This window comes from Coprobacillus sp. (assembly GCF_984815275.1).
This window is the reverse complement of record NZ_CFJNYH010000021.1, coordinates 26,646-43,000: the sequence shown is the minus strand read 5'-3', so window position 1 is coordinate 43,000 and position 16,355 is coordinate 26,646. Positions and strand designations below refer to the sequence as shown.

Sequence of the window (16,355 nt, the reverse complement as noted above, 5' to 3'; positions counted from 1 at the left end):
AAATGATTATTTGGATTATGATTGTAATTTTTGGAGTTTTGTCAATTGTTTTCTTCATGGGGAAAGGTGCTTTCTTGATTGCGGGCTATAATACAGCAAAAGTTGAGGATAAGTTAAAATATGATGAAAAGAAACTTTGCAGAGTTATAGGTGTTGGTTGTCTTATAGTAACAATTTCCTTATTGCTGGCACAACTTTTTGAAGAGATGGCAGTTTATTTTTGTTCTATTGGTATATTGTTGGGAGTCATTGTTATGTTTGTTGGAACAAGCTTTTTCTGTAATAATAAAGGTGAGAAAAATAATGATAAAACAGGTAAAAAAGGTATCTTGAAAAGCAAAGGATTTTGGAGTGGACTGTTTACAGTTGGTGTGTGTCTTTTTGTAGGAGTGACTTTGTTTACAGGGCATGTAAAAGTTGAATTTTATGATCAGTATTTAAGTGTAGGGTCTGATTCATGGGCAACAAAAACTATTGAAGTTGATTATGAAAATATTGGGAATATTGAGTATGTTTCAGATATTGAGTTAGGCAAGAGAACATTTGGTGTAGGAAGTGCAGTTTTAAATGCTGGACATTTTAAAAATAAGACTTATGGAGATTACAATTTATATGCTTATACAAGTTGTAAAGAATATATTGTTTTGCATACTGAATCTGGCATTGTTGTATTTAATGATAAAGATGAAGCAAAAACCAAAAGTTTATATCAACAAATTGAAGATAAATTAAAAAAATAGGGATACTCGATGTATCCCTGCTTTTTTATTATATTATTTTCTTCTGAAGAATGATAAGAAACGTGTGAAGTTTTCACAATAGTCATATCGTTCACTTTTAATCCATGCTGGATAGATGTCTTCAGATGCATGTGAGATAAGATAATAGTCATAAGTGATATTCATTTTTGTTCCCTCCATTTTTATGATTTATTGTTCTCTTTTTAATACAATTCTATTATATAATATATAAACAAGAATGAAAGAGACAGAAAATATAAAAAAACATTCTTTTTTTGTGCATTAAGCACAAAAGATGTTACAATGAAAGAAAAGAAGGTGAGAACATGGGATTTACAATTGAGGATGCATTGGTCCAAACACAAGATCAGTATTGTTTAACATTACTAGCTGGTAAAGCGGGTTGCAGCAATGCGATTAGCTGGGTACACATGATAGAAGATACAACAATTATTCAACAGTTGTGGGGAAAAGAATTGGCAGTTACAACGGGATTGGGGTTTCAGACACATGATGCTTTATTGGATTTTGTACAATGTCTTGTTAAATATCATAGTGTTGGATTGATTATAAATACAGGGAAATATATTTTTGATATTCCGGATGATATTTTGAGGTATTGTGACGAACAGGATTTTCCATTGTTGACAACACCATGGGAAGTGCATATGGCAGATTTAATTAAGGACTTTAGTATGCGATGTTTAAGCTCTGAGAAAGAAGATCGTCAGATTTCAAAATATTTTCAAGAAACTTTTATAAATCCGCATTTGAGTGCAGAATATCGTCAGCAGCTTATGAGTACATTTGATGTAGATGGCTATTTTCAGATTCTATTAATAGGGATAGAAGATTCAGATCGTTTTGATACCATTGCAAGAAGACGTATAGCATTTCAGTTGGAAATCTGTTTTGAAAAGATTGAGAGCCCTTATAGTTTCTTTTGGTTTGATGGTGCATTTGTTTTGGTTGTCAATAATTTAGAAGTTGATGTTTTAGAAGAGATTGTTGATAAAATGTATAGAAGATCTAAAAAAAGAATGAAAGATATCATTATTCATATTGGTATCGGTACAAGAATGCTTGATTATAAAAATGTTATTTTAAGTTATAAACGTGCCTATGCTGCTCAACAAATGGCACAACAGTTTGATTATCCATTAATGTCATTTGATGAAATGGGGGTTTATCAATTGTTGTTTTTAATTGAGGATCATCAAGTTTTAGAAGATATGTATCATCAATTGTTAAATCCTTTACTAGCTTATGATTATCAGCATCATGGGGAATTGGAGAAAACGCTATATTACTATCTCGTGTATGATGGAAGCCAGCAAGCTATGGCTAAACATCTTTACATGCATAGAAATACGATTAATTATCGGTTGACAAAAATCAAAGAATTGCTAAGTTGTGAACTTTCTACTTTTGAAGAGAAACTTCCCTACATGTTAGCTTTTTATATTAAAAAAATGATAAGCAATCAAAAAGCAGACTAGGTTGTCTGCTTTTCATTATTATCATCTAAAAAATGAATTAATAAATTGTTGAATTCCTCTAAATTATCATAGAAAGCACCATGACCAGCATCTTTTAATGGAAACAATTGGGAAGATGAGATATTTTGATGCATGATCTCAGCCATTTCAAAACGACAAATTTGGTCTTTTGTGCCATGAAAAATAGCTGTAGGAACTTGAATGGATTGGAGGTCACAAAACACATTTTCATCACGTAAAGAAAATAAAGTTTGCATCTGACCAAGACCAGAAGCATCATCACTGATACCTTGCAGCCAATTCATAAATGGATGAGAATGTTTTTTTGCAAAGAAAATACTCCCAAAATATTGATTAAGCTTTGGTCGGTCATGATAACCCAGTTGAATAAGCTTATCTGTATCTTGTACAGATTGGCCATAAGGATTTTGGGGTGATTGACAATAAGTTGGAACAGCAGCATCTAATAAACAGAGTTTAGAGACACCATATCCCTGATAAAGACACATATAACGTGTAACAATCGCTCCACCCATTGAAAACCCTAACAAAGCAAAGTTGTAAAGATTCATTTGATGAATAATAGAAAATAAATCTGTTGCCAATTGATTATAATCATATCCACAGGTTGATTCATCAGATTGCCCAAATCCACGAATATCCATTGTCACAATACGGTAATCATATTGTAATAAGGTGGGAATTTGATATTCAAACATTTTGTGAGATAATGGCCAGCCATGCACAAGAATAATTGTCCTTGAGCCATGAGGGTTATAATCATAAACAGCTAATTTTGTACAGTCATTAGATTGAATATAAAACATAAGGACTCCTTTCTTTCTCATAGTATTCATAAAGGAATGCAATCATTCATAAGAAAATGGAAAATAACATTTCTATTTGTTTCAAAATAAAATAGATGATTAGTTATGAAAATGTGTGTTTGAAATGCCCGCAACCAGTATTTGCAACCAATAGTTTCTCAAAAGGAAAGTAGAGTGTGTAGTGCAATTCATGAAAATACTTTATAGTGGTGACAAGGAGGAAATAGTATGAATAAAATTTTAGAAGTTCAACATATAGAAAAAAGTTATCGTGAAAATAAAGCGGTGAATGATTTGTCTTTTCATGTCAATGAAGGTGAAATTCTTGGCTTGTTAGGTCCTAATGGAGCAGGTAAAAGTACAACAATTAGCATTCTGTCTACAATCTTAAAAAATGATGCTGGCAAGATAAATATATTTAACTTACCATTAGAATCACATATCAATGAAATTAAAGGACAATTAGGTATTGTCCCTCAAGAGATAGCGATTTATGAAGATATTTCAGCATATCGCAATGTTGCTTTCTTTGCATCGTTGTATGGTCTTAAAAAGAATCAATTAGAAGAACGTGTGATGAATGCATTAGCATTTGTAGGATTAGAAGATAAAAAAAATGATGCACCTAAAACATTTAGTGGTGGGATGAAACGAAGATTAAATATTGCTTGTGCAATTGCCCATCAACCCAAATTGTTGATTTTAGATGAGCCGACTGTAGGGATTGACCCACAATCTAGAAATCATATTTTATCTTCATTAAAACGTTTAAAGGAAATGGGGACAACAATTATTTATACAACTCATTATATGGAAGAAGTCGAAGAAATAGCTGATCGTATAGTCATTATGGATAAAGGAACAAAAATAGCTGAAGGAACATTGAAACAGCTTTTAGAAAGATATAAAGATACATTGGTATATAAATTATATTTAGAGAAGTTCTCATCAGATGTTGAAAAACAACTATCAGATATTGATGGTGTTGAAGCGGTGGAACAAACTGAAGATTCGCTCAAGATTACAGTTTCTAAGAATGATGATGCATTAGATAAAATCATTTTGTTATTGGTTCAACAGAACTGTCATATTACAAAAATGGAAACAGAAGAAGGAAATTTAGAGATGGTCTTTTTGGAATTAACAGGAAAGAAGTTGAGGGATTGATGATGAGAGGCTTTTAGACTTTATTTAAACAAACTTTAAATCATCTCTTAACGCCTGGCACTATAGGCATCTTTCTTATCTTTCCAACTGTTTTAATTTCATTAATGGGTTTTTTATTTGAGAATCTGTATAACACATCTTTGGTCAGTTCTTATGATTTTTATGGTGTGACTATGATTATTTTTATTGCTATGATGGGAGCGACTGTTCCTGCGAATATTTTCTTGGAAAAACATCTTAAAAATGCAAATACAAGAATTTTTTATAGCCCAGTATCAAGAGTGAGTGTTTATTCTTCTAAAATATTGGCTTGCTTTCTATTTATGTCATTATGTCTAGCATTCAATATCATTGTCTTTCAGGGGTTTCTTTTGTTAATTTTGGTGGCAATAATATGATCTATGTTATTTTGTTATTAAGTCATTTTGTCTTGTTTCTGACATTACTAAGCAGTGCCATTTGTGTTACTATCCGTAATGAAGAAATGACAAATATAATTTTATCAAACTCAACAGCAGTTTTAGGCTTCCTATCAGGAATATTCTTTCCTATTGCAAGTTTAGGAGCATTCTTTGAGAAAATTGCAAGCTTTTCTCCAATTAAATGGACTGTGGACTGTGTCTTTCAGCTGATTTATGATGGAGTCAGTTCAAATTATTGGTGGATTATTCTTGGACTCCTTGCTTTATCTTTGTTGTTATTGCTGATTGTTCATAGAAATTATCGTCCCCAGGATTATATTTAGGAGGAAAGAATTATGTTAAAACTCATGAAATTAATATTTTATCGTATTAGCCATGATAAAGCGTTTTTAATAGTTTATCTTGTTTTAATTCCAATTGTGATGGGTATTGCTGTTTATTTTACGAACACTATGTCTTATCAAATGCAAATAGGAGTCGTGGGGGATATTGAAACAGTTGTTAATGATGAAATTCAATATATTCCATTAAAAGAGATTCCAAAAAATTCACAGATGGTTTTAAATCAATATGATGCTGTTGTTTATCAGGAAGGACTCAATGTCAAAGTATTATCTACAAAAGGTGAAGAGTATAATCAGGCTATCCAATTGTTGATGAATGGTCAAATAGATTCTCTATCTACTGATAAAGGGCGTGGAACTGCCTCTAATATTCTAGGTTTTTTAATGATGGTTATTTCATTATTGGGAGTTCAGATTTATTCATATTATTTTGATGAAAGAAAAGGGATTAATAAAAGGATACTAGGAACCTCAGTACATTGTTATCAATATATGTTAAGTCATTTTATTGTTGTTTTTAGTTTTCTATTTGTTCCAGCTGTTACTGTGATATGTGGAGCTCTATTTATTTTTGATATCGCATTGTCTATTGCTTTATGGCAATTTGTTCTCACCTTAATGTTGTTATGCTTTTTTGCAACTGCATTTGGCCTTTGGATTAATGTTTTATCAAAAACACTAGAGGAAAGTATGATGCTTGGTAATATGTTTGCTATTGTGGGGACGATTGTTTCAGGTGGATTTGTTCAGGTGACTGATAATGAAATCTTTAATGCAGTTGTTCAGGTTTTTCCTCAAAAACAAATCATGTCATTGTTGTTGTCTCTTGAAAACCATACGGCAGTACCTGTATTAGGAATATTGTATGTTGCTGTTATATCAATTTTATTTATTGTTATAGCCATTATTATTGAAAAGAAAAAATTACCAAATAGATAATGAAAACCTTACTTCATAAAAAAGTAAGGTCTTTTTATTTATTAAGAATTTGGAGGAGTTAAATATTTTATGAAATATATTTGCTTATTACATATTTTGGTTTGCTGCTTGTGATATGTATCTTTGTTTTGTTCTTTCTTTATTCTGCTATTATGTCTAAGATTACTATCTCATCATGATATCAGTATTTATCAGTCCATATCAAAAGACTTACAGACAATGAATATTATCTGATAGACAGACTAATATAATCCAGAGGGCAAAAAATCAAACAGAGCTGGACTCTTGTAATCATTCTCTAGGTTAAGTATAAAATAAAACACTTACAAGAAGTAAGTGTTAATCATCATATGGAGCGGGTGATGGGAATCGAACCCACGTAGTCAGCTTGGAAGGCTGAAGTTCTACCATTGAACTACACCCGCATATACAGAGCATCTCAACTACTGCTTGTATATAATACCATTATAATGAAAATATTGCAAGAGGTTTTGTGAATTTTTTTAAAAATATTTATCCAGATATTCTTCGAGACAAATTCCTTCTTTCATAATTTTTTGAGCATGTTCTTTACCAACGTAACGATAATGCCATGGCTCATATCCAACTTTAGTGATTTGATTTTTATCATTAGGATAACGTAAGATAAAACCATACTTATAACAATTCTGAATAAGTCATTGTTGTTCAGCAGTTCTTTCTTGACTTTCATCTAATTGTTGATTGCTTGTTGCGACAATATCAACAGCTAAGCCCATCTGATGTTCACTTGTGCCAGGTCTTGCTACCCAAAAAGAGGCTTTTTCTTCTGCTTCTTTCTGACTTGAGGATTGCTGCTGGTAAGCAACAACTTCATTGTTGAAAAGTCTTTGCTGCTTATCTTTGGTACGATAAGATGAACAGATGAGGGGACTAAGACCTTGTGCTCTTGCATCATCCATCATTTGCTGGAGATCTGGGTAAGCGCGTTTGTCTATCGATTGGCCATTGCTTAATTTAACCAAATCAATTTGCCAGTTATCTGGAATCTGATTCTGGTAATTAACAAGTGTTAATAATTCATCCTTTTTGGGTTTTGTCTGTTGGGTTTGTTGGGTGGCTTTATGACTAGCAGGTACAGTTGGTTCGTTTTGATCTGTAAAGTAAAAGAAAATCATAAAACTAAAACTTATCAATCCTATACATGTTAGTAAAAAAGCACACCATTTTTTAAGTTTGTACTTCATCTTTGTTCCTCCTTGATCTTTTTTTGTTTATAAAAGTTTACAAAAGAGAAACATCAGAGTTACAAACTTTTGGCATCATATCTGCATCATTAATTGTTTTTTAAATTATTTATACCTATACAAAGGTTCTTTTCATTGGAAATCATATAATAATATCTTTGTATATCTTCTTCAGATATATGTAAATATTGATGTCCAAATACAGAATGGCTTTCTTGACTTGGGACTGTAAAAAATTGATCTGAATAAAATAAATACTGATAGATTGTTTGGGTTTGAGCATCTATCCAAATTTCTATAAAACCATCTTTACTTGAATAAGTGATAATATCAACAACAACAGATTTTTCAGGGTTCGTTGGTTGACTGTATACTCTTGTTATATAACTGTATGAGTTATAGTCATTTTCAAAATCAATAACTGGGAAAATATTGAGTTTTTGTAATTTGTTAAGTTCAACTTGAACATGAGATTTGATGTCATGTATATGAGTGTTGAGTTTTGTTTCTTTTTGACTGACAAGGATAATATTTTGTTCATTTTCTCCATAAAAAGAAGATAAAAGTCCGATTTTCTCTGAAGTGTTTAATTGGCTTGTTTGAAAGGCTTGTTGCGATTTATCGTTAACTTCTTCAATATTTATTGAAGATAAAAGTCTTTCATCATCCCATTTTGAAAGTGCGAAAGGAATAAGTGGGATAAGAATAAGCAAACAAATAGGAGTTAAAAAATAAAAGACATGTTTATATTTTTTCATTGTTTTCACCTTTCTTTAAATGAACAGTTATTGTTGTTCCTATATAAAGAGTGCTGTCAATTGTCATTGTAGCATGATGAAGTTGAAGAATTTGATCAGTAATAGCTAATCCTAATCCAGCACTTCCAGCATTGCGAGAGCGAGATTTATCCACCATATAAAACGCTTCTTTGACTTTATTGAGGTTTTGCGAATCAATACCACATCCATTATCGATAATTTTGACTTCATAATCCTGAAGTGTATTTCTTCCAATAATAGAGATTTGTCCATCTGTTGTTATTGCTTTGCGAGCATTGTCTAAAAGATTGAAAAAAACAGTTTGCATCAAATCAGGTTCAATCCACAAATCACTTTCTTCAATATCCATAGTGAAATTAATGTTTTCTTGATTGATAATTGGTGTAAATGTTTCTTTCACCATTTCAAAGAATACATGGGCTGATATATGATGCATTATGAAATCTTGTTTCTTTAAAACAATTAAATCCATAAGTTTCATTGACATCGATTCTAACCGCTTTCCTTCTTGAACAATAGCATGAGCATAAGTCACGACTTGTTCATCAGTCAATGTTTTAGAGCGAATCATGTCACCATAGCCAATCATTGATGTAAGAGGTGTTTTGAGCTCGTGTGCAAAATTACTCACGAAGATTTCCTGACGTTCTACAGAATCCTGCAAAGATGCAATAGATGTTTTTAAACGTGCAGACATTGTGTTAAAGTCTTTTGTAAATTGTCCAATTTCATCTTCACTAGACACAGGAATATCTTCAATAAAATCTCCATTTGCAATTTCTTTGGTCGCAAGAGAAAGTTTATGGAGTGGTTTCATAAGCCATCTGGTAATCATGAAAATAACAATAGCACTTATACAAGATAACAGAATTGTATAAGTAATGAAGATTTGATATTGATCATTGCGTGTTTGAAAAAGAGAAGAGATATTACGTGAATTTTGAATGTATATATTAACATTGGCAAAGTGAAAAGGACGTAAAGTATGAAGAGTATATTGATTTTTTTCATTAAATATTTTATAGGCTCTCTGATTATCTTCAACTTTATCTATAAAATTATTCTTATCACTGAAACCACCATTTTGATAAATAATCTGTCCTTGTGTATCTCTTAAGCAAAATGAAAGATTACCACTTAGGGTCTGTATTGTTAGTGTTCCGATAGAATTTTGAAGAAGCTTGATAACGAGGGTAGAATCTTCTTGATCATCAATAGGAATGTTGAATTCTCTTTGTAATGAAGAAATATAAATATCATTCTCTTTATAAACACTTTCAATTTCGCGTTCTAACGAATTGTGAAAACTTGATTGAATAAGAAAATATCCTCCAATACTAAAGAAAGTAATGGTTATCAACATAATACTTAGATAGAGCTTCCAAAAGAATTTCATGATTCTCCCTCCAAACGATAACCAATTTTATAAACTGGTACAATTTTGTCTTCAAGTCCTAATTTTTTACGCATTCTTTGAACGTGTAAATCAACTGTTCGACTATCTCCCATATAACATTCTCCCCAAACGCTTTCATAAATACGGTCTCTAAAAAGGGCTATATTTTTGTTTTGAATAAAAAGAATAAGAAGATCGTATTCTTTCACAGTGAGATTGATAATTTGATTATTCTTTTTAACAATTCTCGATAATGTATCAACTGTAACATCGTAAACACTTAAGAATTGAGATGTTTTATGAAATCTTCTCAGGACTGCTTCTACACGTGCTAAGAGTTCTGTGATTTCAAAGGGTTTGATAATATAATCTTCAGCACCAAGTTTTAATCCTTTGACACGCTCTTTGACATCTGCTTTTGCTGTTAAAAAAATGACAGGAATATGAAATGGTTTAATATATTCAATGAGTTCATAGCCATCTATAATTGGTAACATAATATCGAGTAGGATTAAATCAAAATTTTTGTTTTCAATTAGGTCAGCTGCCTGTTTGCCATCATATACACATTGGCACTCATAGCCACTATCAACCAGATTAATTCTTATGAGTTCTGAAATTGTTTTTTCATCTTCAACGACTAATATTTTATTCATAAATTGTTCTCCTCTGTCTCTATTATACATCAAAGTTGCATCATAACTGCATCTCTCCTGACAATCTGAAATAAAAAAACACACTTACATAAAAGTAAATGTGCTATGGATAATTGGAGCGGGTGATGGGAATCGAACCCACGTAGTCAGCTTGGAAGGCTGAAGTTCTACCATTGAACTACACCCGCATATAAGAATGGTGACCCGCAGGCGACTCGAACGCCTGACCCTCTGATTAAAAGTCAGATGCTCTACCGACTGAGCTAGCGGGTCAAATATAAATTGGCTGGGATACCTGGATTCGAACCAGGGAGATGACAGAGTCAAAGTCTGTTGCCTTACCGCTTGGCTATATCCCAATAAGATGGTGGGGAGGGGCGGATTCGAACCACCGAACCGAAAGGAACTGAGTTACAGTCAGCCGCGTTTAGCCACTTCGCTACCTCCCCATTACTGGTGCCGGCTAAAGGACTTGAACCCTCAACCTACTGATTACAAGTCAGTTGCTCTACCAATTGAGCTAAGCCGGCATTTAAAAAAATGGTGGAGGTTAACGGGCTCGAACCGCTGACCCTCTGCTTGTAAGGCAGATGCTCTCCCAACTGAGCTAAACCTCCGTTTTTCTTAGTGCTTACTAATAATACCATAGGACATATTTTCAAGTCAAGACAAAATTCACAAAAATAAAAGAAGTGGTTTCCCACTTCTTAAGCACCAGGCTTTCCTAATAATTGAAACATGTTCTTCTTATAGACTTCAACACCAGGTTGATTAAATGGATTAACATCTAATAAATAAACTGACATTGCACATGCTTTTTCAAAGAAATAAACCATATAACCAAATGAATATGGAGTTAATTCATCTAAAGTAATTTGAATATTTGGAACATTTCCAGTATTGACATGAGCATCAATAGTTCCTTCACAAGCTTTTTTATTGACATAATCAACTGTTTTTCCAGCTAAGTAATTTAAGTTATCTAAATTTCCTGCATCGCTAGGAATTTCTAAATCTGCAACTGGTTTTTCAATCTTAAAGATTGTTTCATATAAAACTTTTGTTCCTTCTTGAATGAACTGACCAAGTGAATGTAAATCAGTTGAGAAAGTTGCACTTGTTGGTAAAATTCCTTTACCTTCTTTACCTTCTGATTCTCCAAATAATTGTTTCCACCATTCAGCAACCATAGCCAATTGTAATTCATAAGTGACAAACATTTCGGCAGGGTATCCCTGTTTTGATAAAACTTGTCTTGCGACTGCGTATTGATAAGCATCATTTGCTGATAAATTAGGAGTATTGTATTTTTCTCTTGCATCAGCAGCACCTTTCATCATGGCATCAATATCAATTCCCGCCATTGCGATAGGGAATAAACCAACTGCAGTTAGGACAGAATAGCGTCCTCCCACATCATCAGGCACAACGAATGTTGTATATCCTTCATTGTTAGCTAGTGTTTTTAATGCACCTTTTTCTTTATCAGTTGTTGCAACAATTCTTCTTTGTGCAACATCTTTTCCTTTTGTTGTTTCTAATAAATCTTTAAAGATTCTAAATGCAATAGATGTTTCTGTTGTTGTTCCTGATTTAGATATAACATTAATCGCAAATTCTTTATCTTTTACATATTCTTTAACTTGAGCTAAATAGTTAGAAGAAAATGTATTTCCAACATAAATAATTTGAACATCATTTGTAGGAAATAATCCGTTTATTGCTTCAATAGCAGCTCTTGCTCCTAAATAAGATCCACCAATTCCACAAACTAATAAAACATCTACTTCTTTTCTAAGTTCTGCTGCTTTGGCTTTGATTGCTTCAGCTTCGGCTTTGTCATAATTAACAGGTAAATCAACCCAACCTAAAAAATCATTACCTTTACCAGTTTTGTTATGGATCATATCATGAATAGAAGCAACTTGTTCTTTATATGTATCCATATTTTCAGCTAATTTTGCTTTTGATAAATCAACTTTAATCATAATTCTTCCTCCTGTGTTATGCCTATGGTTATCCATTCAGGCAATTTCTCTTTTAATGGACTAAATCCTAAAGGTGTTTCTTGTATCTTTTCTCTTTGACTCTTATAAGCTCTTTTGTACTTTCTTTTGGCTGAATGCATTGCTTTTAAAGATAGTTTGGCTTGATGAGTAACTTCATCAATATCAATAACTTTTACACGAATGCTTTCCCCAACATGGACAAAGCTTTCTACACTTCTGACAAACTTATCAGAAATTTCTGAAATATGAATCAAGCCTGATGAATGATCAGGTAAAGATGCAAAAGCACCATAAGGTTGAATTCCAGTAATGGTTACATCAATAATGTCACCGACTTTAACGCGATGTTCCATTTCTAGCCCTCCAATCAAGGTGATTATATCACAATTCACTTTTACAATAAAGTCAAAAGATAGTCATGTGACTTTTATATTTTGAAATTTATGGTATAATATGTAGACGTGAAGGAGGAGTATCCATGAATCAAGAAGAAGAAATTAAAAAAGTTATCCATAAATTGAGACCATATTTACAAAGAGATGGTGGAGATATTGAATTTATAAAGTTTGAAGACGGAATTGTTTATGTCCAGATGCATGGAGCCTGTGCTGGATGTACAATGCTTGATGCAACTCTTAAAGATGGTGTTGAACAAATCTTAATTGAAGAAGTCCCTGGTGTTCTAGAGGTACAAGCGATTTAATGAAAAAATTGATAAGTGAATTTAAAGAGTTTGCAGTTAAGGGAAATGTAATTGATATGGCAGTTGGTGTCATTATTGGGAGTGCTTTTGGTAAAATTGTCTCGTCACTTGTCAATGATATCATTATGCCGATTGTGACTCTGATGACTGGTGCAACTGATTTTTCTGGACTTTCTATTGTTTTGAAGGAACCCGTTGATGGAAGTCAGGGAATTTCTTTAATGTATGGAAGTTTTCTGCAGAATGTTATTGATTTTTTAATTATTGCCCTTGTTATTTTTTTGATGTTAAAGTTTATAGTGAAGATATCTTCATTGCGACAAAAGGAAGAGAAAGAAGATATGAGGGAAGAAAAAGGACCAACGACTGAGGAATTACTTATTGAAATTAGGGATTTGTTAAAAGAAAAATAAAATTGAGACAAATTTGAGAAAAATTGTCAAAAATATGTGTTATAATCTTATTGTGTGAAAATATCTCTTGATTTATAGAGAGTGTTCGCATATAATGTAAAAAGTCTTGATTTGTAGAATAATGTCTCCTTTTTAGGGATAAACTATAAGAGGTGATGTTATGAATACAAGAAAACAGGAGCAGTTAAAAATAGCTGCAATACTATATGATTTAGGATTGGATATGGAACTTATAGAAGCTATGACATCCTTGGATCATGATGAATTAACAAAATTTTATCAATAATAGAAGCTCTTATTCAGAACCACGAGATGAGGATCGACGAAGTGGTGGCAACCCTTAATAAAGAAGGTGCCTGACCTAGCAAGTTTACTTGAACAATAAGAGGAAGCCTTAAAGCTTTCCTCTTGAAAGCTTTTTTTATTGAATGTGGGAGGAAAGAAAAGAATGGAAAAAATACTGTTTACATCTGAATCGGTTTCAGAAGGGCATCCAGACAAAGTTTGCGATCAGATTAGTGATGCAATTTTGGATGCATGTTTAAAGGAAGACCCTTATTCAAGGGTTGCTTGTGAATGCTTCACAACAACTGATTTATTAGTTATTGGTGGAGAAATTACTACCAATGCTAAAGTCAATTATGAAGAGATTGCAAGAGGGGTTTTAAGAAAAATTGGTTATACAAGTGCTGATTTAGGAATTGATTGTGATAATTGTCGTGTTGAAGTTGTGATGGATAGTCAATCAAGTGATATTGCTTTAGGAACAAATGTTGAAGTTGGTGGTGCAGGAGACCAGGGCATCATGTTTGGGTTTGCTTGTAATGAAACAGAAGGATATATGCCTTTGCCTGTTTCTATTGCTCACCATTTGGTTCGTTATGCAACAGAAAAAAGACATGCTGGTGAATTCAAATGGGCTCGTCCTGATATGAAATCTCAGGTAACTGTTGATTACACTGATCCAATGCAACCTCGTATTGATACAATCTTGATGTCTATTCAACATGATGATGATTTTAATGAAGTGGAGTTTAAAGATTATATTCAAAATGTGATTATGAAAGAAGTAGTCAAAAAATATGATATGAACACCGATTATAAAGTTTATATCAATCCTACAGGACGCTTTGTCATTGGTGGTCCTCATGGAGATACTGGATTAACAGGAAGAAAGATTATTGTTGATACATATGGAGGTTCTGCTCGTCATGGTGGTGGAGCATTTTCTGGAAAGGATCCATCTAAAGTAGATAGAAGTGCAGCGTATATGGCAAGATATATGGCTAAAAATATTGTTGCTGCTGGATTATGTGATAAGGTTGAAATTCAATTGTCTTATGCTATTGGTGTTCAAGAACCAACCAGTGTATTTGTTGAAACATATGGAACTGAAAAGATTTCCAAAGATTGTATTTTGAAAGCGATTCAATCTGAATTTAATTTAACACCACAAGGGATTATTGAAACACTTCAATTGCTAAGGCCGATTTATTCTCATACGGCTGTTTATGGACACTTTGGAAGAGGTGATTTAAACTTACCTTGGGAGAATTTAGATAAAGTTGAAGATTTAAAAAAATATTTATAAGCTCCAGTCGGAGCTTTTTGACTTTTTTACATAATAGGAGTGTAATTTACCCAAAATTAATGTATAATATAAGTATCAAAGGAGGAATATTTATGAAAATCATTGTAAGAGGAAAAAACATTGAATTGACTGAAGGAATTGAATCTAAAATCAACAAAAAGTTAAACATGTTAGATAAATATTTTATCATGAGTGACAATGTTGAAGCAAAAGTCTTAATTAGAACTTATCCTTTAGGTCAAAAAATCGAAGTCACAATTCCAACTGAATATGTATTATTAAGAGCTGAAGTTGTTGATCAAGATCTTTACAATGCCATTGATTTAGTTATTGACAAATTAGAAGGACAAATTAGAAAGTACAAAACAAGATTGAGCAGAAAATCTAAAGATAATAAACTCGCATTCAACATTGCTTCTATTGTACCTTTAGAAGATCAGGAAGAAGATATTGTTGTAAAAACAAAAACAATTAGTCCAAAACCTATGGATATGGAAGAAGCTATTATGCAAATGGAATTAATTGGACATTCATTTTTTGTTTATAGAGACACTGAAACAAATTTAATTAGTGTTGCTTATAAACGCCATGATGGTGGATACGGATTGATTGAAACAGAATAAACAATAAAGACCCTCATTCAGGGTCTTTTCTTATGCAACAAAGGGGAATATCAGCATTTTTAATGTTTTCTTTAGTGAGATAGCTCCCTTGAAATATATTCTTTTCTTTCATGAGTTTATCAATATCATTTAATATTGTTACTTTTTTTATTGACCAAAGTGGTTCCACCAAGTCTTGTATAGGTGCGTCGCCAGTTAATCGTTCCACAACAATATGTTCAGGAATATAAGCAAGCTGTTCTACAACTAAGGATATATATTCATCTCTTGAGAGGAGGGGGAATGGTTTGCTTTCATATATATGATGAAGAATTGTGTTTTTGAGGATAAAGAGATTATGAATTTTGATACCTTGAATATCTAATTGTCCTACTGCTTTGGCAGTTTCTAACATCATTTTTCTGGTTTCATAAGGAAGCCCATTGATAATATGGACACAAACATCAATTTTTCGGTTACGCAAACGAGACAGCCCATCTAAAAAAGTTTGATAGTCGTGCCCACGATGAATAAATTGTCCTGTCTGATTATGAATTGTCTGTAAACCCAGTTCAATGTAAAGATCACATTTTTGAGATAACTCATAAAGATAATCACAGACATCTTCATTTAAGCAGTCAGGACGTGTAGCAATGGCCAAACCAACAACGTCTTTTTGTTGAAGAAAGGGCTCAAATGTTGCTTTAAGCTGTTTAACAGGTGCATAGGTGTTGCTGTTGGCTTGAAAATAAGCAATAAATTGACAGTCAGGCCATTTACGACGCATCATAGCAGAGACATTTTCAAATTGTTTCTGTAAAGAATCGTGAACATTACCAGCAAAATCACCAGAGCCACTGTCAGAACAAAAAATACACCCACCAAAGCCACGAGTTCCATCTCTGTTTGGACAGGTAAAACCTGCGTTTAAGGACACTTTTGCAATTTTTTGTTTGTATTTATTTTTTAAAAAATAGTTATATGTATGATAACGCTTGTTATCAAATGAGTAAGGAAAAGTATTCATTATAATCACCAAATG

At 32.5% G+C, this 16,355-nt stretch carries 19 protein-coding genes, 7 tRNA genes, 1 pseudogene and 1 riboswitch; of the genes and pseudogenes, 11 read left to right on the top strand and 16 right to left on the bottom strand.

Features of this window, described 5'->3' with window-relative positions:
- Window positions 1–2 precede the first annotated feature (2 nt).
- Entirely contained in the window at window positions 3–740 is a 738-nt protein-coding gene (locus AC5M21_RS08915; RefSeq protein ID WP_008790578.1) for a DUF3784 domain-containing protein, read from the top strand.
- A 33-nt stretch (window positions 741–773) separates the two neighbouring features.
- Here AC5M21_RS08915 and AC5M21_RS08910 read toward each other — a convergent pair whose 3' ends face one another.
- On the bottom strand, window positions 774–905 hold the full coding sequence (locus tag AC5M21_RS08910) for a hypothetical protein (RefSeq protein WP_017143800.1): 132 nt from the start codon (window positions 903–905) through the stop codon (window positions 774–776).
- Window positions 906–1,066: 161 nt separating this feature from the next.
- On the opposite strand from AC5M21_RS08910, the gene AC5M21_RS08905 reads away from it, so the two are divergent.
- Window positions 1,067–2,239: a PucR family transcriptional regulator gene (locus AC5M21_RS08905; protein WP_117769017.1), complete on the top strand. Its 1,173-nt coding sequence runs from the start codon at window positions 1,067–1,069 to the stop codon at window positions 2,237–2,239.
- Here AC5M21_RS08905 and AC5M21_RS08900 read toward each other — a convergent pair.
- Complete coding sequence (locus AC5M21_RS08900) at window positions 2,236–3,066, bottom strand: alpha/beta fold hydrolase (RefSeq protein ID WP_008790580.1); 831 nt, start codon at window positions 3,064–3,066, stop codon at window positions 2,236–2,238. The genes AC5M21_RS08905 and AC5M21_RS08900 overlap by 4 nt on opposite strands.
- Window positions 3,067–3,294: 228 nt before the next feature.
- Here AC5M21_RS08900 and AC5M21_RS08895 point away from each other — a divergent pair, with 228 nt between their 5' ends.
- The 4 genes from AC5M21_RS08895 to AC5M21_RS08880 all read left to right on the top strand — a co-directional run bounded on the left by AC5M21_RS08895 (window position 3,295) and on the right by AC5M21_RS08880 (window position 5,938).
- Window positions 3,295–4,233 carry an ABC transporter ATP-binding protein gene (locus AC5M21_RS08895; RefSeq protein ID WP_054689270.1) on the top strand — a complete coding sequence of 313 codons (939 nt, stop codon included), beginning with the start codon at window positions 3,295–3,297 and terminating at the stop codon, window positions 4,231–4,233.
- Between the two features lie 173 nt (window positions 4,234–4,406).
- Entirely contained in the window at window positions 4,407–4,631 is a 225-nt protein-coding gene (locus AC5M21_RS08890) for a hypothetical protein (protein WP_236916509.1), read from the top strand.
- Window positions 4,565–4,978, top strand: a complete 414-nt coding sequence (locus AC5M21_RS08885; RefSeq protein ID WP_236916445.1) for an ABC transporter permease — start codon at window positions 4,565–4,567, stop codon at window positions 4,976–4,978. Before AC5M21_RS08890 ends, AC5M21_RS08885 begins: the two co-directional genes overlap by 67 nt.
- Window positions 4,979–4,990: 12 nt before the next feature.
- On the top strand, window positions 4,991–5,938 hold the full coding sequence (locus AC5M21_RS08880; RefSeq protein ID WP_117599070.1) for an ABC transporter permease: 948 nt from the start codon (window positions 4,991–4,993) through the stop codon (window positions 5,936–5,938).
- A gap of 351 nt (window positions 5,939–6,289) precedes the next feature.
- On the opposite strand, the gene AC5M21_RS08875 is transcribed toward AC5M21_RS08880, so the two are convergent.
- The 13 genes and pseudogenes from AC5M21_RS08875 to AC5M21_RS08815 form a co-directional block, all read right to left on the bottom strand.
- Window positions 6,290–6,363: transfer RNA gene (locus tag AC5M21_RS08875), tRNA-Gly, on the bottom strand.
- Between the two features lie 78 nt (window positions 6,364–6,441).
- A pseudogene (locus AC5M21_RS08870) lies at window positions 6,442–7,095 on the bottom strand (M15 family metallopeptidase).
- A gap of 158 nt (window positions 7,096–7,253) precedes the next feature.
- On the bottom strand, window positions 7,254–7,922 hold the full coding sequence (locus AC5M21_RS08865; RefSeq protein ID WP_117599068.1) for a hypothetical protein: 669 nt from the start codon (window positions 7,920–7,922) through the stop codon (window positions 7,254–7,256).
- Window positions 7,909–9,339 carry a sensor histidine kinase gene (locus AC5M21_RS08860; RefSeq protein WP_054689264.1) on the bottom strand — a complete coding sequence of 477 codons (1,431 nt, stop codon included), beginning with the start codon at window positions 9,337–9,339 and terminating at the stop codon, window positions 7,909–7,911. Before AC5M21_RS08860 ends, AC5M21_RS08865 begins: the two co-directional genes overlap by 14 nt.
- The gene (locus tag AC5M21_RS08855) at window positions 9,336–9,995 is read right to left on the bottom strand and encodes a response regulator transcription factor (RefSeq protein WP_054325402.1); all 660 of its coding nucleotides are present in this window, start codon (window positions 9,993–9,995) and stop codon (window positions 9,336–9,338) included. Before AC5M21_RS08855 ends, AC5M21_RS08860 begins: the two co-directional genes overlap by 4 nt.
- Window positions 9,996–10,109: 114 nt before the next feature.
- Window positions 10,110–10,183, bottom strand: a tRNA-Gly gene (locus tag AC5M21_RS08850).
- A gap of 9 nt (window positions 10,184–10,192) precedes the next feature.
- Window positions 10,193–10,268 (bottom strand) — tRNA-Lys (locus AC5M21_RS08845).
- Window positions 10,269–10,278: 10 nt separating this feature from the next.
- Window positions 10,279–10,354, bottom strand: a tRNA-Gln gene (locus tag AC5M21_RS08840).
- A gap of 6 nt (window positions 10,355–10,360) precedes the next feature.
- Window positions 10,361–10,444: transfer RNA gene (locus AC5M21_RS08835), tRNA-Tyr, on the bottom strand.
- A gap of 5 nt (window positions 10,445–10,449) precedes the next feature.
- Window positions 10,450–10,525 (bottom strand) — tRNA-Thr (locus tag AC5M21_RS08830).
- Window positions 10,526–10,536: 11 nt separating this feature from the next.
- Window positions 10,537–10,612, bottom strand: a tRNA-Val gene (locus AC5M21_RS08825).
- 90 nt (window positions 10,613–10,702) lie between these two features.
- Window positions 10,703–11,983 (bottom strand): glucose-6-phosphate isomerase, encoded by a 1,281-nt coding sequence (locus tag AC5M21_RS08820; RefSeq protein WP_054325396.1) that lies wholly within the window; start codon window positions 11,981–11,983, stop codon window positions 10,703–10,705.
- The gene (locus AC5M21_RS08815) at window positions 11,980–12,357 is read right to left on the bottom strand and encodes a CvfD/Ygs/GSP13 family RNA-binding post-transcriptional regulator (protein ID WP_054325397.1); all 378 of its coding nucleotides are present in this window, start codon (window positions 12,355–12,357) and stop codon (window positions 11,980–11,982) included. The genes AC5M21_RS08820 and AC5M21_RS08815 overlap by 4 nt, the downstream gene beginning before the upstream one ends.
- Before the next feature lie 125 nt (window positions 12,358–12,482).
- On the opposite strand from AC5M21_RS08815, the gene AC5M21_RS08810 reads away from it, so the two are divergent.
- From AC5M21_RS08810 to hpf, 5 genes are all read left to right on the top strand, one after another.
- A complete protein-coding gene (locus AC5M21_RS08810) occupies window positions 12,483–12,707 on the top strand; it encodes a NifU family protein (protein WP_054325398.1) in 225 nt (74 codons plus the stop codon).
- Window positions 12,707–13,120 carry a large-conductance mechanosensitive channel protein MscL gene (gene mscL, locus AC5M21_RS08805; RefSeq protein WP_054689258.1) on the top strand — a complete coding sequence of 138 codons (414 nt, stop codon included), beginning with the start codon at window positions 12,707–12,709 and terminating at the stop codon, window positions 13,118–13,120. The genes AC5M21_RS08810 and mscL overlap by 1 nt, the downstream gene beginning before the upstream one ends.
- A gap of 160 nt (window positions 13,121–13,280) precedes the next feature.
- Complete coding sequence (locus tag AC5M21_RS08800) at window positions 13,281–13,406, top strand: hypothetical protein (protein WP_017143799.1); 126 nt, start codon at window positions 13,281–13,283, stop codon at window positions 13,404–13,406.
- A gap of 6 nt (window positions 13,407–13,412) precedes the next feature.
- Window positions 13,413–13,508, top strand: a riboswitch (SAM riboswitch).
- 60 nt (window positions 13,509–13,568) lie between these two features.
- Window positions 13,569–14,711, top strand: a complete 1,143-nt coding sequence (gene metK, locus AC5M21_RS08795) for a methionine adenosyltransferase (protein WP_008790592.1) — start codon at window positions 13,569–13,571, stop codon at window positions 14,709–14,711.
- A 92-nt stretch (window positions 14,712–14,803) separates the two neighbouring features.
- Window positions 14,804–15,334 (top strand): ribosome hibernation-promoting factor, HPF/YfiA family, encoded by a 531-nt coding sequence (hpf, locus tag AC5M21_RS08790; protein ID WP_008790593.1) that lies wholly within the window; start codon window positions 14,804–14,806, stop codon window positions 15,332–15,334.
- A gap of 13 nt (window positions 15,335–15,347) precedes the next feature.
- On the opposite strand, the gene mnmL is transcribed toward hpf, so the two are convergent.
- The gene (mnmL, locus tag AC5M21_RS08785) at window positions 15,348–16,340 is read right to left on the bottom strand and encodes a tRNA modification radical SAM protein MnmL/YtqA (protein WP_008790594.1); all 993 of its coding nucleotides are present in this window, start codon (window positions 16,338–16,340) and stop codon (window positions 15,348–15,350) included.
- Window positions 16,341–16,355: the final 15 nt, after the last annotated feature.